The sequence below is a fragment of the Chitinophaga sp. genome (assembly GCF_039596455.1).
Taxonomy (GTDB): Bacteria; Bacteroidota; Bacteroidia; order Chitinophagales; family Chitinophagaceae; genus Chitinophaga.
Map to the genome: position 1 here is coordinate 2007690 of NZ_JBCNJR010000001.1, position 25450 is coordinate 2033139.

General features: G+C 48.4%; 17 protein-coding genes. 9 read left to right on the plus strand and 8 right to left on the minus strand.

Annotation, left to right across the window (positions count from 1 at the left end):
* Positions 1 to 52 precede the first annotated feature (52 nt).
* Positions 53 to 841 carry a DNA-binding response regulator gene (locus tag ABDW36_RS08215; RefSeq protein WP_343701400.1) on the plus strand — a complete coding sequence of 263 codons (789 nt, stop codon included), beginning with the start codon at positions 53 to 55 and terminating at the stop codon, positions 839 to 841.
* Positions 842 to 865: 24 nt separating this feature from the next.
* On the opposite strand, the gene ABDW36_RS08220 is transcribed toward ABDW36_RS08215, so the two are convergent.
* Positions 866 to 4054 (minus strand): two-component regulator propeller domain-containing protein, encoded by a 3189-nt coding sequence (locus tag ABDW36_RS08220; RefSeq protein ID WP_343701401.1) that lies wholly within the window; start codon positions 4052 to 4054, stop codon positions 866 to 868.
* Between the two features lie 234 nt (positions 4055 to 4288).
* Between ABDW36_RS08220 and ABDW36_RS08225 the strand changes: the two genes are divergently transcribed.
* The 7 genes from ABDW36_RS08225 to ABDW36_RS08255 all read left to right on the plus strand — a co-directional run bounded on the left by ABDW36_RS08225 (position 4289) and on the right by ABDW36_RS08255 (position 16343).
* Positions 4289 to 5770 carry a family 43 glycosylhydrolase gene (locus ABDW36_RS08225; protein WP_343701402.1) on the plus strand — a complete coding sequence of 494 codons (1482 nt, stop codon included), beginning with the start codon at positions 4289 to 4291 and terminating at the stop codon, positions 5768 to 5770.
* Positions 5771 to 5975: 205 nt separating this feature from the next.
* Positions 5976 to 7196: a glycoside hydrolase family 88 protein gene (locus tag ABDW36_RS08230; protein WP_343701403.1), complete on the plus strand. Its 1221-nt coding sequence runs from the start codon at positions 5976 to 5978 to the stop codon at positions 7194 to 7196.
* Between the two features lie 48 nt (positions 7197 to 7244).
* Positions 7245 to 10442 carry a TonB-dependent receptor gene (locus ABDW36_RS08235; protein WP_343701404.1) on the plus strand — a complete coding sequence of 1066 codons (3198 nt, stop codon included), beginning with the start codon at positions 7245 to 7247 and terminating at the stop codon, positions 10440 to 10442.
* 172 nt (positions 10443 to 10614) lie between these two features.
* Positions 10615 to 12423 carry a RagB/SusD family nutrient uptake outer membrane protein gene (locus tag ABDW36_RS08240; protein WP_343701405.1) on the plus strand — a complete coding sequence of 603 codons (1809 nt, stop codon included), beginning with the start codon at positions 10615 to 10617 and terminating at the stop codon, positions 12421 to 12423.
* Between the two features lie 33 nt (positions 12424 to 12456).
* On the plus strand, positions 12457 to 13611 hold the full coding sequence (locus ABDW36_RS08245) for an Ig-like domain-containing protein (RefSeq protein ID WP_343701406.1): 1155 nt from the start codon (positions 12457 to 12459) through the stop codon (positions 13609 to 13611).
* Between the two features lie 51 nt (positions 13612 to 13662).
* Positions 13663 to 15201: a family 43 glycosylhydrolase gene (locus tag ABDW36_RS08250; RefSeq protein WP_343701407.1), complete on the plus strand. Its 1539-nt coding sequence runs from the start codon at positions 13663 to 13665 to the stop codon at positions 15199 to 15201.
* A gap of 38 nt (positions 15202 to 15239) precedes the next feature.
* Positions 15240 to 16343, plus strand: coding sequence for a glycoside hydrolase family 88 protein (locus tag ABDW36_RS08255; protein ID WP_343701408.1), 1104 nt, complete (start codon positions 15240 to 15242; stop codon positions 16341 to 16343).
* Between the two features lie 69 nt (positions 16344 to 16412).
* Here the strand turns inward: ABDW36_RS08255 and ABDW36_RS08260 are convergent, their stop codons facing one another.
* Genes ABDW36_RS08260 through ABDW36_RS08275 form a run of 4 tightly spaced genes read right to left on the minus strand, consistent with a single transcriptional unit; the run spans position 16413 to position 18083 of the window.
* Positions 16413 to 16790: a DUF1801 domain-containing protein gene (locus ABDW36_RS08260; protein ID WP_343701409.1), complete on the minus strand. Its 378-nt coding sequence runs from the start codon at positions 16788 to 16790 to the stop codon at positions 16413 to 16415.
* A 37-nt stretch (positions 16791 to 16827) separates the two neighbouring features.
* Positions 16828 to 17247 carry a DoxX family protein gene (locus tag ABDW36_RS08265; RefSeq protein ID WP_343701410.1) on the minus strand — a complete coding sequence of 140 codons (420 nt, stop codon included), beginning with the start codon at positions 17245 to 17247 and terminating at the stop codon, positions 16828 to 16830.
* A 14-nt stretch (positions 17248 to 17261) separates the two neighbouring features.
* A complete protein-coding gene (locus ABDW36_RS08270) occupies positions 17262 to 17660 on the minus strand; it encodes a hypothetical protein (RefSeq protein ID WP_343701411.1) in 399 nt (132 codons plus the stop codon).
* A gap of 18 nt (positions 17661 to 17678) precedes the next feature.
* On the minus strand, positions 17679 to 18083 hold the full coding sequence (locus ABDW36_RS08275; RefSeq protein WP_343701412.1) for a VOC family protein: 405 nt from the start codon (positions 18081 to 18083) through the stop codon (positions 17679 to 17681).
* Between the two features lie 137 nt (positions 18084 to 18220).
* On the opposite strand from ABDW36_RS08275, the gene ABDW36_RS08280 reads away from it, so the two are divergent.
* Complete coding sequence (locus ABDW36_RS08280) at positions 18221 to 19198, plus strand: helix-turn-helix domain-containing protein (RefSeq protein WP_343701413.1); 978 nt, start codon at positions 18221 to 18223, stop codon at positions 19196 to 19198.
* Between the two features lie 139 nt (positions 19199 to 19337).
* On the opposite strand, the gene ABDW36_RS08285 is transcribed toward ABDW36_RS08280, so the two are convergent.
* Genes ABDW36_RS08285 through ABDW36_RS08295 form a run of 3 tightly spaced genes read right to left on the minus strand, consistent with a single transcriptional unit; the run spans position 19338 to position 25446 of the window.
* Complete coding sequence (locus tag ABDW36_RS08285; RefSeq protein WP_343701414.1) at positions 19338 to 20831, minus strand: sulfatase; 1494 nt, start codon at positions 20829 to 20831, stop codon at positions 19338 to 19340.
* A gap of 10 nt (positions 20832 to 20841) precedes the next feature.
* Entirely contained in the window at positions 20842 to 22743 is a 1902-nt protein-coding gene (locus ABDW36_RS08290; protein WP_343701415.1) for a hypothetical protein, read from the minus strand.
* Between the two features lie 18 nt (positions 22744 to 22761).
* A complete protein-coding gene (locus ABDW36_RS08295) occupies positions 22762 to 25446 on the minus strand; it encodes a hypothetical protein (protein ID WP_343701416.1) in 2685 nt (894 codons plus the stop codon).
* Positions 25447 to 25450 lie beyond the last annotated feature (4 nt).

Consider the following 25450-nt stretch of genomic DNA (forward strand, 5'->3'; position numbering starts at 1 on the left):
CACGATCCAAATTGCGGTTATCTGTTCACCAAAATAAATTTCAATTAAGTAGTTGGAAAAAGATAGAGTAATTATGAATGATAGCATTCTTGTTATTGACGACAATGAGGATGTCCTGGATTTCTTATCTATTATTTTAGGTGAGAACTACAAGATCCTGCTGGCCTCGAATGGAGAAATTGCAAAGGGCATACTGGACACAGAGGTGGTAAACCTTATTATATCAGACATTATGATGCCGGGTATTGACGGCTTTGAACTATGCAGGCTGGTTAAGTCTAATGTTGAATACTGCCATATCCCCATCATTTTATTAACTTCCAAAAATACTTATCAGGCCCACATTGAGGGATTGGAAGTAGGTGCGGATGCGTATATCCAGAAACCTTTCTCACAAGAACTATTACTGATGCAGATTTCCAATCTGCTTAAAAACCGGTTGAAAATAAAAGAGCATTTTGCCAGTTCTCCTTTTGAAGATGTAAGGGTAATGGCGCATTCAAAAACAGACGAAGCATTTCTTAAAAAGCTGGATGAATATATTCGTGACAATATCAAAGATCCCAATATTGATATTGATAAACTGGCTGAGCATATGTTTATGAGCCGCACTACCTTCTACCGGAAAATAAAATCTCTTTCTTCATTATCGCCCAAAGAACTAATTGACATTACACGCCTGAAAAAAGCCGCCGGTTTGGTTGCTGAGAATGAATTTTCTTTATATGAAATTTCAAAAATGGTGGGGTATAGTTCACAAAGCCTTTTTACCCGGAATTTTCAAAAGTATTTTAAGGTTAACCCTTTGGAATATGCTAAATCTCTCCAGAAAGAACGATAGACCAAGTTATTTAGTTTATACGCTTTATTCTATCTTTTTCCAACTACTTAATTGAAATTCAATTTTTTGGTGTACGGGCAATTGCAGTTCAAAAATAATTAGGTCCTGCTTGCCGGAAACCAGTTCCAGCGATCCGTTGTGCAGCTCAGTGAGCGCTTTTGCAAGCGATAGTCCGATGCCGGTTCCCGGCTTGCTGTTACCCCTCAACCTGACAAAGGGCTCGAATATCTGCTGTCTGAACTCTTCAGGGATGCCTTTACCATCATTCATAAAAAGAATAGTAAAGTGTTTGTCGGAGTCTTTTACGGGATTGATAGTTACTGTTGCCTTCTCAGCTGCATACTTAACAGCGTTCGAGATCATATTAGTGCATATTTTAATAAGGGCTTCTCTATCAACATATGCCATAATGCGGCTTTCCGGTAATTCCAGGTTTAAATCAACATTCTTACTGTCAGCCTGTTGTTTGAATACAGTGACAAGATCAGCAACCAGCGTATTGATATCTGTTTTTACAAAGTTTAGGCTGAACTGGTTGGCCTCGGTTTTCCTGAAATCAAGCAACTGGCTGGATAATGCTACCAGTCTTTTGATATTCTTTTCGGCTATTGTAAGGCTTTTCTTAACGTCCGGCTCTTTACCAAATTTTTTGATCAGCCACTCGATGGGGCCCGCAATGAGTGTAAGCGGAGTTTGAATTTCGTGAGTGATATTGGTAAAGAACTCGATCTTTGCCTTGTAAATTTCTTTTTCTTTTTCGTGCTCAAAAAGTTGCAGTTTTCGAAGATTTTTTCTTTCGAGATGCCGGTGATAAAACCGCACCAGGAAATATAAGCAGGTAACAAGGGCTATTGTATATAATATATACGCTGCATTACTCTTCCAAAAAGGTGGCAGTATCCTGATGGTCAAATGACGTTCTTTGCTTACCCAGCTTCCGGTATTGCTTTCGGCTTGTACTATAAACTCATATTTCCCTGGCGCCAAATCTGTAAAATAAGCGTTGCGATTGGTGCTGAGATAGGTCCAGGATTCGTCAAGGCCTTTCATCCGGAATTTATATCTTGTTACTTCGGGAGCAGAAAAATTTAATGCTGCAAATTCAATGCTGAAATTATTTTGGTTGTATTGAAGTACGATGGTATCGGTATATAAAATTGATTTGGAAAACGGGCTGTTTGTTGCATCAGGTATAACTTCTTTATTATTGATCTGGAATCCTGTAATAAAGATAGGAGGGCTTGGTTCTTTTTGGTCAAATGAAGACGGGTGGAAAGCGATCATCCCTTTAACTGAACCGAAGTACATTTTCCCGTCGGTGTGTTTATACGCAGAGTTATAGTTGAATTGGTCAGTTGTCAATCCATTGGCCTGAGTATAAACATTTACTTCTTCTGTTTCGATATTTAAACGGATGATGCCCTTGAGAGAGCTGATCCATAAATGTTTCGAATCATCTTCCAGGATAGCATATAATACATTCGTGGGCAGCCCGTTTTTTGTAGTGTACTTTTTGATGATTTTCCTGTCCGGGCTTAATTTTATTAATCCGCCGCCGGTTGTAGCAAACCATAAAGAATGATCGCTGTCTTCAAAAATATTATATACTGCAAATTCATTTATAATTTTGTTATTCAAAGTGTCACCGAATCTTACGTTGCCATGCAGGCCTGTTTTAGGGTTGTAATAAAATGCCCCGCATGCTACGCTGCCTGTCCAGATATTACCCTGGCTGTCTTCTGTTATGGCGAATGTATAAACGTTGTGTGGAATTTGTGGAACATTGCTGAATGTCTTGTGCAGAGGATCATAGACAAACAAACTCGGCCCACGATAGGCTGTGCCAATAAGTAAAGTGCTGTCCTTTGTGAGGTAAATACAGCTTACAAAATCACTGGTTTCATCGCCGTTGTTTTTTATGAGTTTGAACCGGTCTGTAATCTTGCCGCTACGCGTATCCATTATGTCAAGGCCATTATAAAACATCCCGATGAAAAGCTGATTGCCTAAAGCCAGTAATCCATGTACGTTATAGTATGAGATGCTTTCTTTTTTTTCATGTGTAGTGTAATTAATGAACTTTTCTGTATTCAGATCAAGCTTATTAATTCCCGCATCTTCGGTGCCGATCCATAGGTTGTTATGTTCATCAGGAACAATTTTTCTTACGGCGTGCCCTGATATGGAGTTAATCCCGGGAAGAGGATAGTACTTTTTAAATTTTGCATTTTCTTTTGAATAATAATTAATGCCGCCAAAATAGGTGCCCACCCACATGCTGCCCTCGCGGTCTTTGAAAAGGGTATACACTGCATTATCTGATATCGAATATGGGTCTCCGGTTATTTTTTTCAGGTGCTGCACAACATTAGTGGCGAGGTTGTAAATATATATGCCAGACTCTGTTGCTATCCAGTATTGCTGCTCATCTCCCTTTATAATATCCCGCACGTATATTGATGCCCGGTTGTTGCTTTCCAACGTTAAAGACCTGCAGACCTTGGTTTTATGATTGTAAATTTTAAGCCCCTGAGTGAAATACCCTACCAGCAGTTCATCTTCATTAATGGGGTATATCCTGCTGATAGATCTTAAGTTCAAAGGAATGTTTTGGTCAATTATACTGATATTCTCAATAGACCGTGTCTCAAAATCATATCTGCCAATTGTGCCGTCTTCTCTTCCTATCCAAAGCTCTTTGCTCCCATCAACCGCAATGCACGACCCGGTAATTTCCAGGTTTTCCACCATTTGGGTGTTGTTGTTATACCTGTATAAACGGTTGCCGGTTAAAAACAAAAGATTATTGTGGTTATCCATTGCCAGGTGGCTGATATAAGTTGCAGGTACAGCTTCTATTTTTGTAGAAACTTCTTTGTATTGGTCATATTTAAATAAACCTTTTCCTGTCCCTACCCATAAAGCTTTATCAGGGTCTTCCAGGAGGACCGTTATTACATTATTGCCGATATTGTTGATGGGGTGTTTTTGGTTTTCATAGGATTTAAATGTATAGCCATCAAAGCTGTTTAAGCCTCCCCTTGTTCCTATCCAGATCAAACCGTTCCTGTCCTGTATTATTGAAGAAACTGCATTATGAGCCAATCCATTTTCTACCTGGTAATGTCTGAAGTAATATTGGCCATGGCATGGGAAAATGGTAATGGACAGTATTAGGTTCAGCAAGGCAATATAACAGCGGAATTTCATCATGATTAAATTCAAATATAAAAAATGATCGTAGAATATGTAAACTATTGTATAAGGTACCTGCTATTTGACACAATTCGTCAAAATATTGAACAGCGCATTTCGTACAGGTTTATTTATTTTGACAAGTTGACTTACCCAGGGTTATCTGGCAGAACTGATGAGTAATAGCTATTGGCTTTACTAATTGGGAAGAATTGCTATCTGAGGATTGTAGCTATTACTAAAATTGATATTATGCGTTTGTTTTTATCGTTGCTGTTGTGCGCTCTTTTTACTATAACTAAAGCACAGCAGTTGGTGTTGCCGGGAGATCATCCTGACCCTTCAGTAGTAAAAATTGGTGATGAATACTGGGCCGCAGGCACCACTTCTAACTGGTTCCCGATTTTTCCACTGTATCGTTCTAAAGATCTTGTAAACTGGAAAGCGGCAGGGCATGTGTTTACAGAGAAGCCGGTATGGGCTGATTATTATATGTGGGCCCCCGAAATCACTTATGATAACGGGAAAGTATACATGTATTATACGGCTCATAAAAAAGATGGAAGTTTATGTATAGCGGTTGCAGTGGCAGACAATCCTGAAGGTCAGTATAAAGATCTGGGCCCGCTTGTATGTCAGGAGTATGGATCAATAGACGCTTTTCCAATGAGGGATGAGAACGGTAAATTGTATATGATATGGAAGGAAGATGGGAATAGTGCAGGTAAACCTACGCCTATATGGGCCGCGGAAATGCGGGAGGACAGAACAGCGCTGGCAGGGGAGAAGAAAGAGCTTTTTCGTGCAGATGCGCCCTGGGAAAAAGGTTTGGTGGAAGGCGTTTCTGTAATAAAGCACAACAATTACTTCTATGCACTGTATGCAGCAGCGGCTTGCTGCGGCAAGAAGTGCAATTATGGAACGGGTGTTGCCAGGGCAAAAAAGCTGCTGGGGCCCTGGGAGAAATTTCCGGGGAATCCAGTATTGTCGGATAGTGACGATTGGAAGTGTCCCGGCCATGGAACACCTGTTGAAAAGGATGGCAGGTTTTATTTTCTTTATCATGCGTACAGCACAAGTAGCGGGGCTTATGGCGGACGGCAGGGTTTGCTGAACGAATTCGAGTTTACGCCCGATGGATGGATCCGGTTTTTAAACAATAATAATTATGCGGATCTGACAACAACCCAAAAATTTGTGGATGATTTTTCCGCCGTCAAGCTTGCTGATAGCTGGTATTGGAGCATATTTCAGGACGTGCGGTATGCCATTTCACAAAATACTTTAAAGCTAAAGGCTCTTCCTGCCATTTGCGGCGCATATCTTGGCCGCTCCGTTTTGTCCGGGAATTATAGTGCGGAAGTTACCATACTGAAAAAATCCACATCGCAGGCTGGGCTTGCCCTGATAGGGGATGACATGAATATGGTATATGCAAACATTTACAACGGTCATATTTGCCTGGTAGAACTAAAGAAGGGTAAACCAGCTATAATTGCCCAAAAGGCAATCAAAATGCCTTCACAGCTGGTGCTGAAAGTAAAGGTTGAGAACAACACACAGGCCTCATTCATGTACAGTACCGATGGCGTTCAGTTCAAAACATTGAATGCCAAAGCGGCTGATATTTCTTTCCTGCCGCCGTGGGACAGGGCGGTGCGTGTAGGATTGGTTTCGAAAGGGCCGCTGGGATCGGAGGCGCTCTTCCGGAAGTTTGCCCTTGTCAGCGAGTAGCACCATAAATACGGAACTGCGAGCGTGATTTGATACGATTCGACAAAATGTTGAACAGAATTTATGATCGGGATATATTTCCTTTGTACAGTGTTACATCCACAATGCATTGGATGACTGCGTCTGACCGGTGACCGGGATTTTAGGCCCATACTTATGCCCATACTATGATAGACCGGGTAATAATAAATATAAAGGAAGCGGTATGAAAATATCTGTTTTGATTGCCGGAGTATTTTTCACTTCGGTTTTGCTGGCAGGTTGCAGCAAAGGAAGTGGTGGCCCCAAGGCAGACCCCGGCCCGGATGTAAAAGATGACTCCGCGGCGTATGACCTGAAAAACTTTCCGGAAGGGGCGCAGCCTGAAAAAATAGGCGTAAAACTAACAGAACGTTTTCTGCAGACAAAGTACTCCTATTGGGGCAATGTAAATTCCCAGTATACAGCCGATCATATTACCTATCCAGATGTATGTGCCTGGCTGGGAGCATTCTGGTTTGCAAAGGCCGTCAAAAATGAGGAGCTGCAAAATGCGCTGGTCGGCAAGTTTGAGCCATTATTTACGACGGAAAAGCACTTGCAGCCAAACTTGAATACCACCGCTGGCAATAAGGTGGATTATTATGTTTTTGGTGCCGTCCCGCTTGAGATATATAACGGGAAAAGAGAAAGCAGGTATAAGGAACTCGGAATGAAATACGCCGACGGGCAATGGACCTTGCCTTCCAATGCAACGCAACCGCAAAAAGACTGGTACGCAGATGGTTATTCCTGGCAGACCCGCCTGTGGATTGATGACATGTTTATGATAACGGCATTGCAGGCCCAGGCATACCTGGCTACAGGAGATGAAAAGTACATTGAGCGTACTGCAAGGGAAATGGTGCTGTACCTTGACCGGCTGCAACGCGGCAACGGCTTGTTCTTTCACGCTCCTGACGCTCCGTTTTTCTGGGGGCGCGGCAATGGCTGGATGGCTGTCGGGATGGCAGAAGTACTGCGCATCCTGCCTAAAGAGCCCCGTTATAATGTTTACCGGGAAAGAATTATGAAGGGCTATCAGGCAATGATGGCCACTTTACTGAAATACCAGATGAGTGACGGCATGTGGGGACAGTTGATTGATAATATGTCGGCATGGAAAGAAACATCCGGGAGTGCCATGTTCACATACGCGCTGATCACGGGTGTCAGGAACGGTTGGCTCGAGAAGGAAAAATATGGCGTTGCTGCCCGCAAAGGGTGGCTGGCGCTTCTGACATACCTGGATGCAAACTACGATATCAGGAATGTGTGCGAAGGTACCGGGGCCAAGAACGATTATCAATACTATCTGGACAGAAGGCGGTGGACAGGAGACCTGCATGGCCAGGCAGCCCTTTTGTGGTGCGCTTATGCTTTGTCTGGTCCGGATCAGCCTGACTGATACAAAGAAACCAAGGAAAAAAATAACGAGAATATCAAATCCACGATTATGAGAAGACTTCTAAAGAAAGTAAAAGGCCCGCAGTGTGCTTCAGCACTGCGCAGGATACCGCGTCTTGGAGCGCTCGCCATGCTCTTCCAATTGCTAGGGACAGGTATCGCCTATTCACAAAATGATCCTGTTGTGCCAAAGGAGACGCAACAGAACAAAAAGCGTATTACGGGCCGGATAACGGCTCCTAATGGAGAGCCGCTGCCAGGGGCTTCCGTGAGGATCCGGAACACAAGTATCGGCACTGCCGCGAATAATGACGGGCTCTATGTTATTGACGCGCTTGCTACGGATGTGCTTTCGTTCAGCTATACGGGCTTCCTGGCAAAAGACACTACCTCGAATGGCAGCAACGTTTTGAATGTTATACTTCAACCGGATGTTCTGTTGAACGAGGAGGTGGTAGTAGTAGGTTATGGCAAGCAGAAGAGGGCGGCTATGGTTAGCTCGATAAGCACAGTCAGCTCGCAGGAATTGAGGTCTCCTTCCGGTAATCTTACAGGTAATCTTGCCGGTCAGCTTTCGGGTCTTATAAGCATACAGCGTACTGCGGAGCCTGGCAGGGACGATGCGGAGTTCTGGATCCGGGGCATCAGCACCTTTAAGGGAGGCTCCAAACCTTTGATCCTGGTGGATGGCATACCACGTGAGATAAATGATATTGAACCAGACGAAATCGAGACATTTTCCGTGTTGAAGGACGCGGCGGCCACGGCGGTTTACGGTGCTGAAGGCGCAAACGGCGTTATTCTTGTAACCACCAAGCGGGGCATTGTATCCAAGCCCAGGATATCTTTCCGTGCCGAACACTCAATGGCCAGTCCTCAAAGGCTGCCCAAGTTTGTAGATTCATGGGAATACCTTGAACTGGCCAATGAAGCCTTGTTTAACGATGGCTTTGACCCCTATATGACCAAGGAGCAGATAGAAAAGTACCGCAGCCGGGAGGATAATGATTTGTATCCAAACACCAACTGGATGAATGAACTGCTGTCGAAAAACGTGCAGAACCAGCGCTACACTTTAAATTTCAGGGGCGGAGCGGAAAATGCCCGGTACTTCGTATCGATGGCTTATTTCAACCAGGAAGGGGTGTTTAAGAAAAACCCGTTGGGCAAGTATGACAGCGACTTTGACTTTCAGCGGTATAACCTCCGCAGCAATATAGATCTGAAAGTAAGCAAGACCACTCAACTGAATATCGACCTTGGCGGCCAATATGTCAACAGGCTTACCGCCAACCGGTCGCCCGATGACATTTTCGGCTTTATGCTCAATACGCCGCCACACCTGTTCCCCGCTATTTACAGTGACGGGACCCTGGCTACCTACCAGATACAAAGTGATGCCAACAACCGCAGCCCGTACAATATGCTGTACAACCAGGGGTACCGGAAGGAGTTTAGCACACAGATACAATCCAACGTAGGTCTTACACAGGATTTGAAGGTGATCACCGCCGGCCTGAGCGCCAATGCCAAGGTCAGCCTGGACTATGAGGGTAATGCGTCTACGCTGCGTAACTACTGGCCCAGCCTTTATCACGCCACCGGGCGCGATGCAGAGGGTAATCTTGTTTATATTACTTCTGTTTCCGGCAGCCCCCAGCTGACAGATCCTGAATTTACAGGTACCAGTTCCTATCGCAATTTATATGTGGAAGGCTCGCTCAACTATCTGCGTTCTTTCGGACGGCATAATGTGGGAGGCATGTTGCTCTATATGCAGAAGGAGAACCAGCGGAGCGATGCAGTGCTTCCCTACAGGAAACAGGGCATTGTGGGACGTGCAACCTATTCTTTCGATAATCGTTATTTTATCGAAGGGAATTTCGGATATACCGGTAGCGAAACATTTGCGAAAGGAAACCGGTTTGGATTTTTTCCCGCCGTGGGCGTAAGCTATTTTGTTTCCAACGAGCCTTTTTATCCCGAAGCACTGAAGAATGTGCTGAACAGCGCCAAGATCAGGCTGTCCTACGGCCGTACCGGTAATGACAATACAGGCGGCTCCCGTTTCCTTTACCGGGCCACCTTCAAAACAGACGGTTATACATTCAACCAGGGCATAGGTTCTACAGGCGGTACCAATGGCATGGGAGCGGGCATCAACGACCTGCTGTTCGTCAATAATACCATTGCCTGGGAAATTGAGAACAAACGTAACGTGGGCCTTGATCTGGGATTTTTCAACAACAGGATCGAGCTGACAGCAGACTACTTCAACAACCGCCGTTCGGGCATCCTGGTACAGCGTAATACCATCTCTGCTGTAGCGGGATTCCATGCCAACCCGTGGGAAAATTACGGTATTGTGGATAATCATGGTGTGGACGCAAGCCTGAAAAGCAGCCATAATATCGGCCAGGTCAGGATAACTACCAGGGGGACTTTCACTTTTGCCCGCAACAAAATTGTAGAATACGATGAGCTGCCGCAAAACCATCCCTGGATGGCAGTTACCGGTACGCGGGTGGGAGATCGTTCTGTCTATATTGCAGAGAGACTCTATACAGATGCCGATTTCGTCAAAACACAAAATGCCAACGGCACTTACTCCTACCAGTTAAAGCCGGGGTTGCCTGTGGTATCCATGCAGGGAACACTGGGGCCGGGCGATATTAAATTTGCTGACCTGAACCATGACAATATTATTGACAACAATGACAGGAAAAGAGGAGTAGGCCATCCCGAAAACCCCGAGATCAATTATGGTTTTGGTATAAATGCAGAGTATAAAGGAGCCTATATAAGCGTCTTCTTCCAGGGGACCGGCAATTCCGCTACTTTGCTGGGCGAGGGTAACAGTACTTTCTGGCCTTTCAACTGGGGTGTGGAGAAAGCGAATTACCGGACGGCCTTTCTGGACCGCTGGACGGCAGACAATCCCCGGCAAGACGTTGTTATGCCGAGAATACACAGTCATTATTCCTATAACGTGAACAAAGAGCCTAATACCTGGTGGTTACGGAACAGCAGCTTTCTTCGTTTGAAGAATGTTGAGATAGGCTATACCCTGCCAAAAGCGCTGGTCCAAAAACTCAGGCTGGGCGGGGCCAGGGTGTACCTGATGGGGTACAATATTTATGTTTGGGATGATGTAAAATATTGGGACCCGGAAATGGGCAATCGTAACAAGGGCATGAGCTACCCCATGTCCCGCTCTTTTACGTTCGGTCTTGAGCTGAACCTGTAGCATTCGGAAGGAAAATTACCATTTAGGCAGTGCAGGCTATCAGGCCTTAAAATTTACGAATGAAACCGGGCATGATACATTTTATCACACAGGGCTATGTTAATGCCAGGTTCCATCCGGCCCCTGAAAAATTAAATATTAACAGATGAAAACAAAAATTATAAATACGCTTTTGATAACACTTTCCCTGGGATATTTTACTTCCTGTAGTAAGTACCTGGATGTGTCCGATGAGCTGGCGGGCGGCATCAGCGATATCTCCCAGGTATTCGATAACGTGGACCGTACAAGGAAGTGGTATTCCCAGGTTTTTAACAGCCTACCCGATTATTCTATGGTATGGGTAGAAACAGACGGTATGGGCAACCCGTGGACTGCTTACGCCGATGAGATATATACAAGGCTGGCCAATAACTCCGGAAAATACAACGAGTGGAACTCCTCAAACTCCGCCGCGCAAAGATGGGGAAGGCTTTATGAAAGTATCCGGCAGGCCAATATATTTCTGGAACAGGTAAAGCCTATTGTTGAAGAAGGCGGCCCCGGCGCTGCAGTGCTTACCGAGCCGGAAGTAGCGAGGTACAAAGCCAACGTGCGGTTTATGAGGGCGTTGTATCACTATTATCTGATGGAGCTTTATGGGCCCATACCGATTGTTGACCATTCTATGACTTTGACAGATGAGCTGGACCTGCCCCGGAATTCGCTCGATGAAGTGATAAACTTTATCGATGCGGAACTGCTCGCAGCTATGCAGGGCATGGAGCAGGAGCCTTACCACAACAATGAATCTTATCGTGCCGTTCCCACTAAGGGAGCCGCACTGGCCGTCCGGGCAAAGTTGTGGGCCTACGCCGCCAGCCCGCTCTTCAACGGAGGGTTTGCCGAGGGGAAACAATTGACGAACAAGGACGGCAAACGCCTGTTCCCCGACCGCGACGAAAGCAAACTGCAGAAAGCTTTGCAGACGTGTAAAGATCTTATCGAATATGCCGGGCAAGGCGGCCGGTATCAGCTTTACAAAAATGCCGGCACGTTCGATCCCGCTAAATCTGTATACGAACTGTTCCAGCAATACAATACAGAAATCATCTGGGCCAACTCGGCCACATCCTGGAAGGCCTACAATGGCGGTGGTTTTGATCAGTACGCCACTCCAAGAAGCGAGCCTTCTGGTCTGGGAGGCTTTCACGTATTGCAGGAGCTCGTTGATGATTTTTATATGACGGACGGTTATCCTGCCAAAAGCACTTCTTTCCTTCCCGCATCTCCTTCATACAGCGAGAGCGGCTTTGGCATGCTGGATGGCGTGGAAGTTTCCAGAATGTATATCGGACGTGAACCCCGTTTTTATAACACAGTCACTTTTTCAGGCAAAAAATGGCATGTCAGCAATAATGAAGTGCAGTTTTATAAAGGTGGTAATTCGGATAACTCGGTAGGAGATGGCGCCCCTTTTACGGGATATCTTTTATACAAGCGGATGAACCGTACGGTGTATGGCCGCTCTCCTGGCGTAACCTCCATGTACAGGCCTTCCATCATTTTCCGCCTGGCAGAGTTTTACCTGTTGTATGCCGAAATGCTCAACGAAGTGTCGCCTTCAGATCCGGATGTGCTGAAATACGTTAACCTTATACGGGACCGTGCCGGTTTGCCGAAGCTGGAAGATCTGAACCCTGCCATAACAGGCAACCAGGAGTTACAGCGCGGGGCCATACGCCACGAAAGGCGTATAGAGCTGGCTACCGAAGGCCAGCGTTATTTCGATGTACGCCGGTGGATGATAGCCGAAAATGCACCCGGCCAGGGTGGCCAGGGCGGTGACTTTACAGGTATGACGCCGGATGGGAACAAGGCGGCATATCATGTACGCAGAAAGGTACAGACCCGGAGCTTCAAACGTAAGAACTATCTGTTCCCTATACCACTGGCCGAAATGCAAAGAAGTGAAAATCTTGTACAGAACCCTGGCTGGTAACATAAAAAACCTATGTACTTTAAATTGAATTGTATGTTGAACAATAATAAAGTATTCGCATTTGCGGCTACGTTCCTGCTGTTTGGCCTGTTGCTCGCAGGCTGCGGCAAAAATATCCCGGAGGTAAGAGAAGTAGGCGTGGAAAGCATTACGTTAAGCGAAGAGCTCACCAATGGCGTTACGCTGCTGAAAGGCACTACGCTCAATGTTGGCTGGAAAGTGACCGTACTGCCAGAAAATGCAACGGACAGGGCGGAGAACTTTTCTTCCGCTAACCCGGATGTGGCCTCAGTAAACGGTAATGGCCTGGTAACAGCCAATACCGAAGGTACTGCTGCCATTACCATATCAGTAGGTGGAAAGAATGTTGAATTTACGGTAACAGTGGTAAACAAAATTATTGTACCGGCTACAGGCATCCAATTCATGTCATCCGAACTGAAGCTAAAAAAGGGAGAAACGCTCAGCTTGCCTGGCCAGATTACGCTTACGCCGGCTGATGCAAATGACGGGTTGAATTATACCTCTTCTGATCCGGGCGTGGTTTCAGTAAACGCGGAAGGCCTGCTGGAAGGCATTTCGTTGGGAACGGCAACCATCACTGCAGCATCCATAAAAAATCCATCTGTTAAGGCTACGCTGACGGTGCAGGTAATGCCCTTCAGCGGCGATTACCCAAGGGCCGGCTGGACGATGACGGCCTCTCATGAGCTGATGATAGCCACCAACAATCCGGAAGGAAATTCATTGCTGGCTGCCATTGACGGTGATCTCGCCACCAATTTCTGCCTCGTAAGGCCGGGTAAAACATCCGGCACTACTACTAAAGTAACGGTGCCGTCAGGAGCGGCTATTTATTTTGTTGTAGACATGAAGACCGCACAGGATGTGAATTACTTTAGAATACGTCACAGGGACATTACGCAAGCCTTTATAAGATGGTACGCATTCGATGAAATATCAGGCAGCAACGATGGTACAAATTTCGAGGTGATTGCAACAGATGTGGCTATTCCCAATGCCGCAACAGCATCCGTGCAGGAGACTGTGAATATAGCCCTGCCAAAATCCAGCTACCGTTACCTGAAGTTCTATGCGCAGAAAGCACAATGCTTTAACCAGTCATCGTACACATCACAGGGCAATACGGTACAAATACAGGAGTTATACCTGGGTGTAGCACCCTAAGCCCTGTAAGAGAACATAAAAGGTGGTTAATTGAATATATAAATGCATTATATGAAACGATTCATAGTTGCGGTATGCATGCTCGCCGGTGTATTAATGGGCAATGCCTGCCATAAATCATCGGATACTCCCGGTGCGCCGCCGCCGGAAAACCCGCCTCCTTCATCCGGAGGAGATGATTTGTCCGCATTTACCATAGACAGTACGTTTACCAACCCGCTCATGCCCGGCGGTGCTGATCCCTGGGTGATCGAAAAAAACGGGACATACTACTATACTTATACCCAGGGCAGCAAACTGGTTATCCTGGAAACCCGAAATATGTCATCGCTTGCATCGGCCCGCAGGCATGAAGTTTGGACACCCCCCTCCGGTCAGCCTTATTCAAAAAACCTGTGGGCGCCCGAGCTTCATGAGATCGACGGGAAATGGTACTTTTATTTTGCTGCTGATGACGGCACGAATGCCAACCATCGCATGTATGTGCTGGAGAACTCTTCGCCCACTCCTGTAGAAGGGAACTGGTTGATAAAGGGGAAAGTATCGGACGCGTCCAATCAATGGGCAATCGATGGTACCGTATTGCGGCATAACGGCCAGATGTATATGATCTGGTCAGGAGGTAATGCCGGGGCGCCGCCGCAGCACATTTATATTGCAAAGATGAGCAATCCCTGGACCATCTCAAGCGAAAAAGTGATCATAGCTTCGCCTGCCTATGATTGGGAAAAGAAGGGTAACCCTATCAATGAAGGACCGCAGGTGCTGATCAATCCACAGGGCCGGGTATTTGTGGTGTATTCAGGCAGCGGTTACTGGGTAGATGGCTACTGCCTGGGGTTACTCACGCTTAAAGAAAACGGGGACCCTATGGACCCTGCTGACTGGACGAAGAAAGACCAGCCGGTTTTTTCCATGAGAGCTGAAAGCAGCGCCTATGGCCCGGGACACAATGGCTTTTTTAAATCGCCCGACGGCAAAGAGGACTGGCTTATTTACCATGCACGTACACGCCCGGGCGGGGGGGATGATAATGGCCGCAACCCGCGGATCCAGCGTTTTACCTGGAACGCTGATGGTTCTCCCAACTTTGGTGCCCCGGTGAATATTGCCATACCGCAAAACCGCCCTTCCGGTGAGAAATGGCGATACATATACCCCAAGGCTAAATGGACTATTGCAGCATTTAGCTCGGAGGAAACTGTTAACGGCCGTTTGGCATCCCGCCTGATAGATAACAATACGGCTACTTTCTGGATTGCACGGTATTCTTCCGATCCAACGGATTATCCCGGACATTGGGTTACAATAGATATGGGAGAAGTATCCGGTGTTGATGGCGTTATCATCAACCAGAAAGAAGGTGACCGCAAAATAAAGGAACTGCAGTTGCTGATCAGTAATGATAATAATTCCTGGGAAAGCCTGGGGGTATTTACCCTCAATAATATCGATCTGTTGAAACAATACATAGATCTGCCCCAACGCAAGCAGTTCCGGTATTTCAGGCTGGCTCCCAGGTCCGGCTACGATACGCAGCGTCAACCCGGTCTGGCAGAAGTATCCGTATTCAGGTTTAAAGATCAATAGTGGAGAACAGAAAGACGTTTGATAAAAAAATAAGTATAATGTACAAGCACATCCTTACGTTATTATTGTTATTGCCTTTTCAGCTTTTATTTGCTCAAAAAAGCAGTCTGAATAAATTTCCCGAAGGTTATACGCCTGAAGAGGTGGGTAAGCTAATAGCATACCGTTTTATAGATGCGAAACATGCATTACATGCGGGCAAATGGATTAGCTATCCTGAAACATTCTATTGGAATGGGGCGCTTAAATTTGCATCGTTAACCAATGATGCGGTGCTGCTTGATCTTTTAGAAAAAAAATTCCAACCGCTTTTTACAACAGAAAAAGCGCTTTTGCCGGTTAAAAATCATGTTGATCTGAATATGTTTGGCAGCCTGCCGCTGGAACTTTATCAAATAACAAAAAACACGAAGTATTTGGAGCTGGGTTTGCCTTATGCCGATACTCAGTGGGAAGTTCCTGCAACCGCCAGTACTAAAGAAAGATCATGGGCGGAAGATGGGTTCTCCTGGCAAACACGCCTCTGGATCGATGATATGTATATGATCACTATAGTACAGTCACAGGCATATAAAGTAACCAAAGATGTGAATTATATTGATCGTGCTGCCAAGGAAATGGTGCTTTATTTAGAAAAGCTGCAACGGCCGAATGGCCTGTTCTATCATGCCCCGGATGTTCCGTTTTACTGGGGGCGTGGTAATGGATGGATGGCTGCGGGCATGGCAGAGTTGCTACGTTTTTTACCCCCGGATAATAGATACCGCCCGCGTATTATGCAGGGCTACCAGGCAATGATGGAGAGTTTAAAAGCGCATCAGACACCTGGCGGTTTATGGAATCAGTTAATTGATGAAAAGGATAGTTGGGCGGAAACATCAGGGTCAGCGATGTTTACTTATGCATTAATTACAGGCGTGAAGCAAAAATGGCTGAATGCTAAAAGGTATGCTCCTGTGGCCCGGAAAGCCTGGATGGCTTTAGTGCCTTATGTTGATAAAAAAGGAGCGGTTGCTGAAGTTTGTGTGGGGACCAATAAAAAGAACGATAAACAGTATTATTATGACCGTCCGCGCAGAACGGGTGATTATCACGGGCAGGCGCCATACCTTTGGTGTGTTGCGGCGCTGCTTGAGAAATAAACGTCACAGCGCGGTGAAGTGCCTGCGGGAGCAAAAAAACGCCTGGTCCAACCCAGGCGTTTTTTTTGCTTACCGTGCTGCTTTTACCGCAGCCAGGTTCTCCTTTTTCCGGAACTCAATGATCTTCCTGATCAGCTTCTCTGGTAAAGGCCGGTTGTGGGGGATCTGGATGGCCGATTTGCTTGTTTTGTACCCTTCCAGGTCTGCCTTGAAGTGTTCCCAGAATGCCGCACTATATGGGTGTGAGATGGTGAGGTGTTTGGGAAATGCACAGTAGTAGATCAAATAGCCATGGTACTTGAAACACGGTATTTGATAACTGATCGTCTCTTCTGCATCAGGCGCCACATTGTGAATGATTTCCCTTATGGTTTTCATTCTGTCCAGTACGTCTCCCGAAAAATTCTCGTGGTACTGATCAATTGTTTTGTAGTCCGTCTTTGCCATTTTAGTCAGGTTTGATGTATGCAATTTGGTTAATTACTCAGGCAATGCTCCCCTGCAGTACCCTGGCATCCTGCTTTTGTTTGCTATAAGCCATTTGCATTTTTCCGCTGCTGAAATAAGACAGCGCCAGAATGATCATCACCACTACAGGCGTGAGTATAAACGCTATGTTCCCATCTACGACAATGTGGCTGATAACGGCGAACAGCAGGTTGAACGTAAGGCCAGCGTAGGCCCATTCTTTTAACCGGGCGGGTATTGCGGGCAGCAATATGGCTAATGCGCCTGAAAACTTCATAATGATCAGTGAGATGGCAAAGTAGTCAGGGTAGCCGAGCGGCCTGGTGCCCACATAGGCATATGCTGGTGTGAACAACAAAGTACTGAGAGGCATGATGCCTTCAAATAGAAAAATAAAAACCGTAGATACCCAAAAGATGATTTTAGTCTTTTTCATTTTTGCATAATTTATTAATTAACACTCAGGATCCAGTTGATACGGTACATGTCAATGATATTAACTAACGGGCTGTTATTTTCCATGGAACAGCAGTTTCTGCCTATGAGCTTGCCAATCAGTCTCGTCCGCTCGGTAAAAGAGGCGCATGCTATCAGGATACTTACATTGTTGCCTGAGACAATATTGCCGTCATCGGTCAGGTCTGTTCCCACCAGCTTGAAATACTGGTTTTCCAAAGTAGCCCATACAACCGCCTTGCACATTTCCTGGCTCATTCCGCTGCAATGTGGCATGTCCGCCAGTGTTTGCACCGTCAGTTCTCCTCCAAAACATGTTTTGTAATAGTTGAAAGCCTGTCTGCAATTCCCGTTAAAGGACAGATGTATTGCGAATGCGAATTGATCTTTCAACACTCAGTTGTTTTTTTATTAACCGGGAAGCTTGCTCATATCCATGTATAATACTTCCCAGTGGTTGCCATCCAGGTCAGTAAAGCTTCTTTGCTGCATGAACCCGTAATCTTTCGGGGAATTGGGCTCGCTGCCGCCGGCGTTTAAAGCAGCATCAGCCATGGTATTGACTTCCTCCAGGCTGTCAACCGAAACAGAGTTGATCACGCCAATGCCCGTTTTGGCATCAATGATCTTTTTGTTTGTGAAGTCAGAGAACTTGTTGTGCGTCAGCAGCATAACGTAAATCTCTTCGCTCAATACCATGCAGGCCGCCGTATCGTCCGTAAAGGCCGGGTTGTTGGTGAAGCCGATCCTGGTGTAGAATTCCATTGACTTTTTAAGATCAGTTACCGGTAAGTTGATGAATATTTTCTTTGCCATGTGTGTGAATTTTAGTGGTTATTTTGATAAGGCAAAGATGGGGCAAATACAGGAAACCGGTGTTGTATGAATGCGTCAAAATAGGGGGGTGAAAACGGCAACCATGCATTATCTTTACTAATAAGTATTCAGCATCTATGCAAGTAACAGTTTTTGCACCTGAAAAAGGCGTTATTGAAGCCGTAACGCCACCGTACCGGGCTTTTAAGGCAGCCAATGATTTTTTGACGGCCCTGGGCAAAGAGCCGATATTCCAGGTGGAGTATGCCGGCCTTACCCAATTTGTATCTGCCAACGACGGCGAGTATACCATAAAGACCGACCGTTTGCTGCAGGATGTGAATGAAACCGATTTGCTGATTATTCCCCCCGTATATGGGAGTATTGAGGATGGAATAAAAATAAACAGCGATGCGATCCCTTACATCCGGAAGTTGTACAAACAGGGCTGTAGCGTTGCCAGCCTGTGCCTGGGCGCTTTCCTGCTGGCCGAAACGGGTTTGCTGACCGGCAAAAAATGTTCCACGCATTGGGCCTACCTTGACGAGTTCAGAGCGCGGTACCCGGACATAGACGTGGTAGACGGCGCTATTATCACTGAAGTAGGCAATATATACAGCAGCGGGGGCGCCAGCAGCCTTTGGAACCTGGTCTTATACCTGATTGAGAAATTTTCAGACAGGGAAACGGCTGTATTGATCTCAAAAAACTTCGCCCTGGATATTGGCCGCAACAGCCAGGCTGTATTTACGGTGTTTAAAGGCCAGAAGAAGCATGCAGATGAGGAGATTATGAAGGTCCAGGAGTACATAGAGAAGAATTACAACGAAAAAATGACGATAGACGAGTTGGCCGCCATCGTTAATTCCGCACGCAGGACCTTTGAACGGAGGTTCAGACTGGCAACCAACAACACGCCTCTGGAATATATACAAAGAGTGCGCATAGAAGCCGCCAAGCGCTTCTTTGAAGCTTCCAGGAAAAATGTGGGCGAGGTAATGTTTGATGTGGGATATACCGATACCCGCGCTTTCCGGGATACGTTTAAAAAAGTGACCGGGCTAACACCTGTGGAATACCGGAACAAATATGCCAAGGTTGCTGCGGAAGTGTAGCCGCCGCCTCTTTAAACCCCGGTATGCCTTTACAGGCTTTAAGAAAACCCCATTGCCCGTCTTTCGTCATTTGCCCAAAAACGAAAAAGCTGCATAGATCTACAGACCTATACAGCTTTTCCGGAATCCCGCATACAAGTCACCGAAGCTTTGTATTCCTTACTTCCGGCAGGTAAACAGGCGGCACATACCGCCCATGTTCATCCAGCGGCGGTTTATCTGCAATGGCTGGAATAAAGAACTTTGCGGCGGCAGAGTCTTTTTTGAACCGCGCCGTCATTTCCGTTTGCAGCCGCGCTGCCCGTGGGTTGTTGTAAAGGTTCTTTTTTTCGCCGGGGTCATTTTTCAGATCGTATAGCTCAGACCAGTCTGGCTGGCCGGGGTAATAGATCAGCTTGGCGTGTTGCGTGCGCTCCGCGATGATGGTGGGAATGGCATACGGCGTTTCGTAAAAGTATTCGTAAAAGAACGAAGTGCGCCATTTGACGGGTTTGCCTTTGGCTAGTGCCAGCCAGCTATTGCCCTGAAAACTTTCGGGCGTTGGCGCACCGGCCAGTTCGGTAAAGGTGGGCGCAAGGTCCAGGTTGAGCACCAGTTTGTCAACCACCTTGCCGGCGGGCAGCTGGGCGGGGTAACGCACCAGCAAAGGCACCCGCAGCGATTCTTCGTATGCGGCCCGCTTGTCAGACAGGTTGCGTTCTCCAAGAAAGTACCCGTTGTCCGATGAATAGACCACCACGGTGTTTTCCGCGAGGTGGAGAGAGTCCAGCAGGTCCAGCACGCGGCCTACGTTTTCATCTATTGCGGCCAGCACGGTAAAGTATTTCCTGATAATGGTATCGTTGGTTTCCGCCCACGATGCGGGAGCAGCCGGTGGGCGGGGTATTGCCCTCCCATCCCCGATCTTGCCGCGGTATGCAACATTCGCCGCTTCATTGGCCGGTTTTTTCAGGGGTACATGGTCAAACCGGTGTGCAAGCCTTTCCGGCGGCGTCCAGTTGTAGTGGGAAGATTTAAAGGCGAGCGACAGCTGGAAAGTGGTGTCTTTACAGCGGCGGATGAAGGCCAGTGCACTGTCTGTCGATACATCATCTACCCAGCCCTTTGTTTCCACCACCCGTTCACCGTTCAGCTCAAAGGGGCAATCAATGTAACGGCCCTGCCCCACAAAGCTGAATGAGTGTGTAAATCCCGGCCGTTTGCCCTGCTGCCGGGCCATGTGCCACTTGCCGAAAAAAGCGGTCACATATCCCGCAGCCGTCAGTGCGGTGGCATAAGTGTCTGTTGTATCCGCCAGTTCCGTATGATTGTTGGTAACGCCGTTCAGATGATTGTAGCGGCCGGTGAGCATCGTGGCGCGACTGGGGGAACAGAGCGAGCTCACCACAAAAGCATTGCTGAAGCGAACCCCTTCTCTGGCAATTCTGTCCATATTCGGCGTTTTAAACCAGGGAAACCGGGCTTTGATGCCCTGCGCCTGTTGCACTACGCTCATGGCATCGTACCGCTGATCGTCCGTATAAATGTAGATGATATTGGGCCGGGTAGGCATCTTCGCTTTCCCGTTTTGGGCAACGGCGGCGGGTGGCAGCCATGCCGCGCATAACAGGAAGAGGAAATAATATGGTTTCATATGTAGTTGTTTAGTCGAAAAATTCGCTGGGCGCGGTGTCTATGGTATGGGTGCTGTCTTTCGCGGCTTCATGCATTTTTTTGTTCTGCCTGCCTTCCCATCCGCTTTTGCCGTTGTTCATATATACTTCTTCCAGCGTCCGTGACACACGTTGGTCTACTTCTTCCACCAGTTGCAGGCGCAACGGGTGCTGGAGGCGTTTTTGCCATGCCTGCACGGGGGCATAGGGTGTGCTGCCTTCGTTGGTGCGGTACACGAGATAGGCCCATTTTTCAGAGAACATACTGCCCTTCATGGCGGGTACTACCTGTTGCATGTTGGAAGAAAGGTAAGTGTGCGAAAGCCCGCGTGCCCAGTAGATCCATGGGCCGGCGGTGATATAGAAGAAGGGGTTCAGCAAGCGGGGACCGGATTCAAGGCCCGCGTTGGCGTATTCGAGCTGTATGCCAGCAAAGCCGATACCAGTGGTCTCATTGTAAAAAGCGATCCACGGAACGTCGGCTTCCATCCGCAGATCGGTCAGGTCGGGCATGTGCTGCACGTCGCAGGTAATTACGGTATCCCTGATCACATCATACCAGGCAGCATGGGTGATCAGCTCACGCTTGAACACCATTTCGGCGTTGCGCAGGGCAAGGCAGTTCACGGTTTCGTTGATGCGCATGGATGTACTGGCAATGAAATAAGGCACGCCGGGGAAAAATTCATACCGTACGGATGCATCTACTTCCGGCACCTGGGGCATGGGGCCCCATATTTCGCTTTGGGTGATGACCGGGCCGGTTACCGAATGCATGTGGGCCGGCGGAGACCAGTCTGAGGTATGCGTCCATGGCCGTGGGGGAATATACACGTCCGGGTTCCAGTGTATGGCGCCGTTGGTTTCCAGGTGGTGGAACAGCGGCGCCTGCGGCAGGCTGTTCAGCTTCACTTCATCGAGGTGGCCGGATTTGGGGTGGAGCGTGAGGGAGAACGTGTTATTGCGTACCTGCAGCCCGGGCATTTTACCGGTTGTTTGCAGATCGCTGCCATACCGCGGCGCCGGCGCGTCCGCATTGTTATAGTAGATGAGGTATACGCGGCTTTGACGGGCGGGCACGGTGGCGGAGAAAGCAACCTGCGCTGTGACGGTGGGCAGCCATAGCGGAACGGCGCGCGTGGGTTTGCCGTTTTTGTCCGGCGCGCGGTCGTCTTCCTGCAGGTGCTGTTGTACGTCAAACACCTGTGAGCTCACCTCCGTGGCCGCATGTGTTTCCGGGTCTATGGCTACTACCCGTACTTCTTTCACCAGCCCGTGCTGCTCGTCCGGGTAAAACGCCAGCAGCGCTTTTACGGGCTCGTTGGTCCTGCTGATGCCGGCCGTTTCGCTCACCACCACGGCTTTGTAGTTTTTCCATTTGGTGCTGAACACGGCAGGGCCGGCGGGCGCCCGCAATGTTTTGACGGCAGAGAGTATTACATCATCTTTCGATGCATGGGCGGTTTTCTTTAACCGCACGGTAAGGCGCACCGTATAGGTTTTGCCGGGTTCCCACCGCGCCCAGCCTATCACCTGCGGTTGCTCGTACACAGACCCGTCTTGCGCCATGCTATAGCCGGAGGGAGACCGTGACGCTATGGGCGGGCGTGCCGGCGTTTCCAGGCCATCTGTTTTCCGCAGGTCCGTGGCCCGCAGTGGTTTGCCGTCAATGGCGGCCTCCACTTCTATGATGGAAGGGTGGGGCAATTGCAGCACAGCTTTGAAATGATAGTAAGGAATATTAGGGCTGGGGTAGTCCAGCCTGATATCCGTAATGTTGAGCTGCCCGGTTTTTGCCGGCTGTTGCGCGCTGGCCGGTAAGGCCAGGATAACAGCGGCGAAAAGGAGGCGGCATATGCCTGTTGTATAAGTTTTTATTGTCGGGTAATGCATGGTGGATCATTTAAAAGGTCAATGGTGGCTGAGGGTTACCAGGTTCCTGCCCCGCAATGCTGCCACTCCGCGCTGCCAGGGCCCGGCGGAAGCCCACAGGTAATACGAGAAATACATGGTGCTTTTCTGGTAGATGCGTACCCAGGGCTGCATTTCCGAATAGAAATAGTGGGAGCCGGGGTTTGAGGGGTGGTTCATCCACAGGTGCAGAAAAATCGGCTGATCTACCGGGAAGGCCCCTACAAAGGTGATGTCTTCGTTACGGTCATATGCGGCGTTCCATCCTTCACGGGGAAAGAACACCCTGCCGTAATATTTCGTTGGGTCCATCGTGAACTCGCGCAGCCCGCCGCGGTCGGGGAAAATATGTACGTCTTCCGGCCCATGCGCTTTACCAAGCGCCAGCATGGGCTGAGGCCCCAGCATCTTGAGCTCCGGATTCTTAAACGTAAGGGCAAAACGTGCCTCCACTAAAGGGGAGCTGCCGTACAGCGTGTATATTTTTTCAAGTTTGTTGCCGTAGTAGTCTGCCGTCATTTTCACCTGAACATAGTCGCCTTCTTTTTTCAGGACGGTGACATCGTAGTTTTTACCCGTTTCAATACTGGGCTGGCCAAGAAAATCTTCAAAACCTCCATAGGGGTAGAACTCCTGCTTCCTGAAAGGGCGCCGGTCATCTACCGGTTTGTCCGGCCATAGTTTGAACAGCACATTGTCTTTCTTCTCTTTGACGATGTATTCGATGATACGTGCGCCGGTGGACAGCAGCGTAACTTTTACGCTGTCGTTCTCCAGCATGTATTCATTAATGCCGTCGTTGTTGAGGTCCGCCTCCGTCAGTTTTGCCGTGCCTGCGGCGGCGCCCACGCCCAGCTGGCTGGTGGTTTCCGTGCCCAGGGCGGTCACTTTTACTGTATAGTTTCCTGGAGGGACTTTCAGATCGAATTGCAGGTTGCTGAATTGTGATGTGGCGGTGGTGCAGTTTTGGCGCGCTTCAAATACGGGGCGGGCGGGTTGTGCGCTGTCTATTACTGTAACAGTAACGGGAAACGCCGTGTCTTTACTGAAGTTGTGGACGGCAACGGGGTACGTGACTACCGGCGTGTGCCCATACAGCAGGCGGTGTACGGAAATGGTGGGCGGCAGGTCCAGCATGGCGAGCGTGCTTTTTTTTGTGTTGCCCCATTTGTAATGTACGGCAATGGGGTGTGCGGCGCCCATGGCGGCGGCTTCTGGCTGCAGGCGGAAGGAGAGCTGTTTTGTGCCGGCGGCGGGTATCTGTACCGGTATTACGGCATCACCGGCTATTTTCAGCCCGCCCGGCAGCCTCAGGTCTAGGGCGCCCGAAATTTCCTGCGGACAAGTGCTCCGGAGTGTTATCTGCAGGTTATATCCGTCTACCGCAGCTTCAATGTTTACCTGGTCTCCGAAGTACTTTTCGAGGAATGCCCGGTCAAGCAGCAGCATGTTGAGCGCATGCCGGTAAGTGGCCGGGCCCATCATTTTGCCTTCCGCCAATACAGCTACGCCCCGCCGGTCCAGTATCGCTTTCCACAGCGCGGCGGCAGACAAAGGTTCGCCTTTGGGATGAAACAGCACCATGCTGGGTACTGCGCCTGATTCCAGCAGGCCGGTGGTATACACGAAGGGAATGCTGTCCCGGTCTATCCATTCCTTGTCTCCCTCCGTGGCAAAGTACCCGTCATACGGCAGGTGGGCGGCATCAGCAAGCGTATCATACACTTTCCGGAAGGCATACCCTTTTTTGCTGTGCGCGTAAGCTACCCACCACTCAGGCCCGTTCATGGCCTGCACCTGCAGGCTGTCATAGTTCTCGCAGGCGAAGATGGCCGGAAAGGGGCCGGCCACGCCAACGTCTGTCACCACCGGCAGCGTCACTTTTTCCATCCAGTCCCGCAGTTCATTTTTAGACAGGAACTCCATGTAGCCGTCAAACACGAACCAGCTGTTGCCTTCGTTCATGCCCTTGCCGATCACCTCCAGCGGGTGGCCGGGTGAGCAGGTAACGCTGTTGTAGAGCGTTTGTGCACCAAACCAGCCGCGGTGCAGGTCATACTTTTTCAGCAAGGCTATGGTGCTGGTAGAAAGTTGCTGCACCTGGCGGGCAACGCCCGGGTTGGGAGATGATATCACAAACAGCCGGCGGCTGCCATTCTTCAGCACATAGGCATTTACCCGTTCGCTGCTGCCGGAATGGCTGGTAATGAACCGCAATGCTTCGCTGTTATCTGTGAATTTTTTATCCAGCGCCTGCCCCGTTTCGGAAGCGGGCGTAGTGATGACCAGTACATTGTTTTGCTGCAGCGAATCTTCCAGCTGTTGCAGGCCGGGTTGGTCCAGTACGGTATATGGCGCGGCCTGCAGCTCATCCAGAAAACCCTCCTGCATAAAGAGGCCCGGTATGCCGAGGTCGTCTGCTACGTCCAGCTTGCTGCGCAGCACCGCTTTTTCCGGCGCGGCGGAAAGGGTCTTGAACAGATTGCCATACCTGCTCCATTGCTGGTGCGTGCCGTGCCAGTGGTCAGTAAAACCGTCAAAGTCAAAATCGTTACGTACAATGTGCTCGCGCGGATGAAAGGTTTCCGTGTAGGTAAACCCTTCAACGCCCCGGCGGGTGCTGCAGCTGCTGACAATCAGGGCAATGAGCGCCGGTAGCAGTATCAGTTTATGATGTGTGTGCATGAAA

What these genes read in the sequence shown, in the direction of transcription:
- ABDW36_RS08220 (WP_343701401.1), bottom strand. Translation starts at nt 4,054, where the DNA reads ATGATGAAATTCCGCTGTTATATTGCCTTGCTGAACCTAATACTGTCC.
- ABDW36_RS08225 (WP_343701402.1), top strand. Translation starts at nt 4,289, where the DNA reads ATGCGTTTGTTTTTATCGTTGCTGTTGTGCGCTCTTTTTACTATAACT.
- ABDW36_RS08230 (WP_343701403.1), top strand. Translation starts at nt 5,976, where the DNA reads ATGAAAATATCTGTTTTGATTGCCGGAGTATTTTTCACTTCGGTTTTG.
- ABDW36_RS08235 (WP_343701404.1), top strand. Translation starts at nt 7,245, where the DNA reads ATGAGAAGACTTCTAAAGAAAGTAAAAGGCCCGCAGTGTGCTTCAGCA.
- ABDW36_RS08245 (WP_343701406.1), top strand. Translation starts at nt 12,457, where the DNA reads ATGTTGAACAATAATAAAGTATTCGCATTTGCGGCTACGTTCCTGCTG.
- ABDW36_RS08250 (WP_343701407.1), top strand. Translation starts at nt 13,663, where the DNA reads ATGAAACGATTCATAGTTGCGGTATGCATGCTCGCCGGTGTATTAATG.
- ABDW36_RS08255 (WP_343701408.1), top strand. Translation starts at nt 15,240, where the DNA reads ATGTACAAGCACATCCTTACGTTATTATTGTTATTGCCTTTTCAGCTT.
- ABDW36_RS08260 (WP_343701409.1), bottom strand. Translation starts at nt 16,790, where the DNA reads ATGGCAAAGACGGACTACAAAACAATTGATCAGTACCACGAGAATTTT.
- ABDW36_RS08265 (WP_343701410.1), bottom strand. Translation starts at nt 17,247, where the DNA reads ATGAAAAAGACTAAAATCATCTTTTGGGTATCTACGGTTTTTATTTTT.
- ABDW36_RS08275 (WP_343701412.1), bottom strand. Translation starts at nt 18,083, where the DNA reads ATGGCAAAGAAAATATTCATCAACTTACCGGTAACTGATCTTAAAAAG.
- ABDW36_RS08280 (WP_343701413.1), top strand. Translation starts at nt 18,221, where the DNA reads ATGCAAGTAACAGTTTTTGCACCTGAAAAAGGCGTTATTGAAGCCGTA.
- ABDW36_RS08285 (WP_343701414.1), bottom strand. Translation starts at nt 20,831, where the DNA reads ATGAAACCATATTATTTCCTCTTCCTGTTATGCGCGGCATGGCTGCCA.
- ABDW36_RS08290 (WP_343701415.1), bottom strand. Translation starts at nt 22,743, where the DNA reads ATGCATTACCCGACAATAAAAACTTATACAACAGGCATATGCCGCCTC.
- ABDW36_RS08295 (WP_343701416.1), bottom strand. Translation starts at nt 25,446, where the DNA reads ATGCACACACATCATAAACTGATACTGCTACCGGCGCTCATTGCCCTG.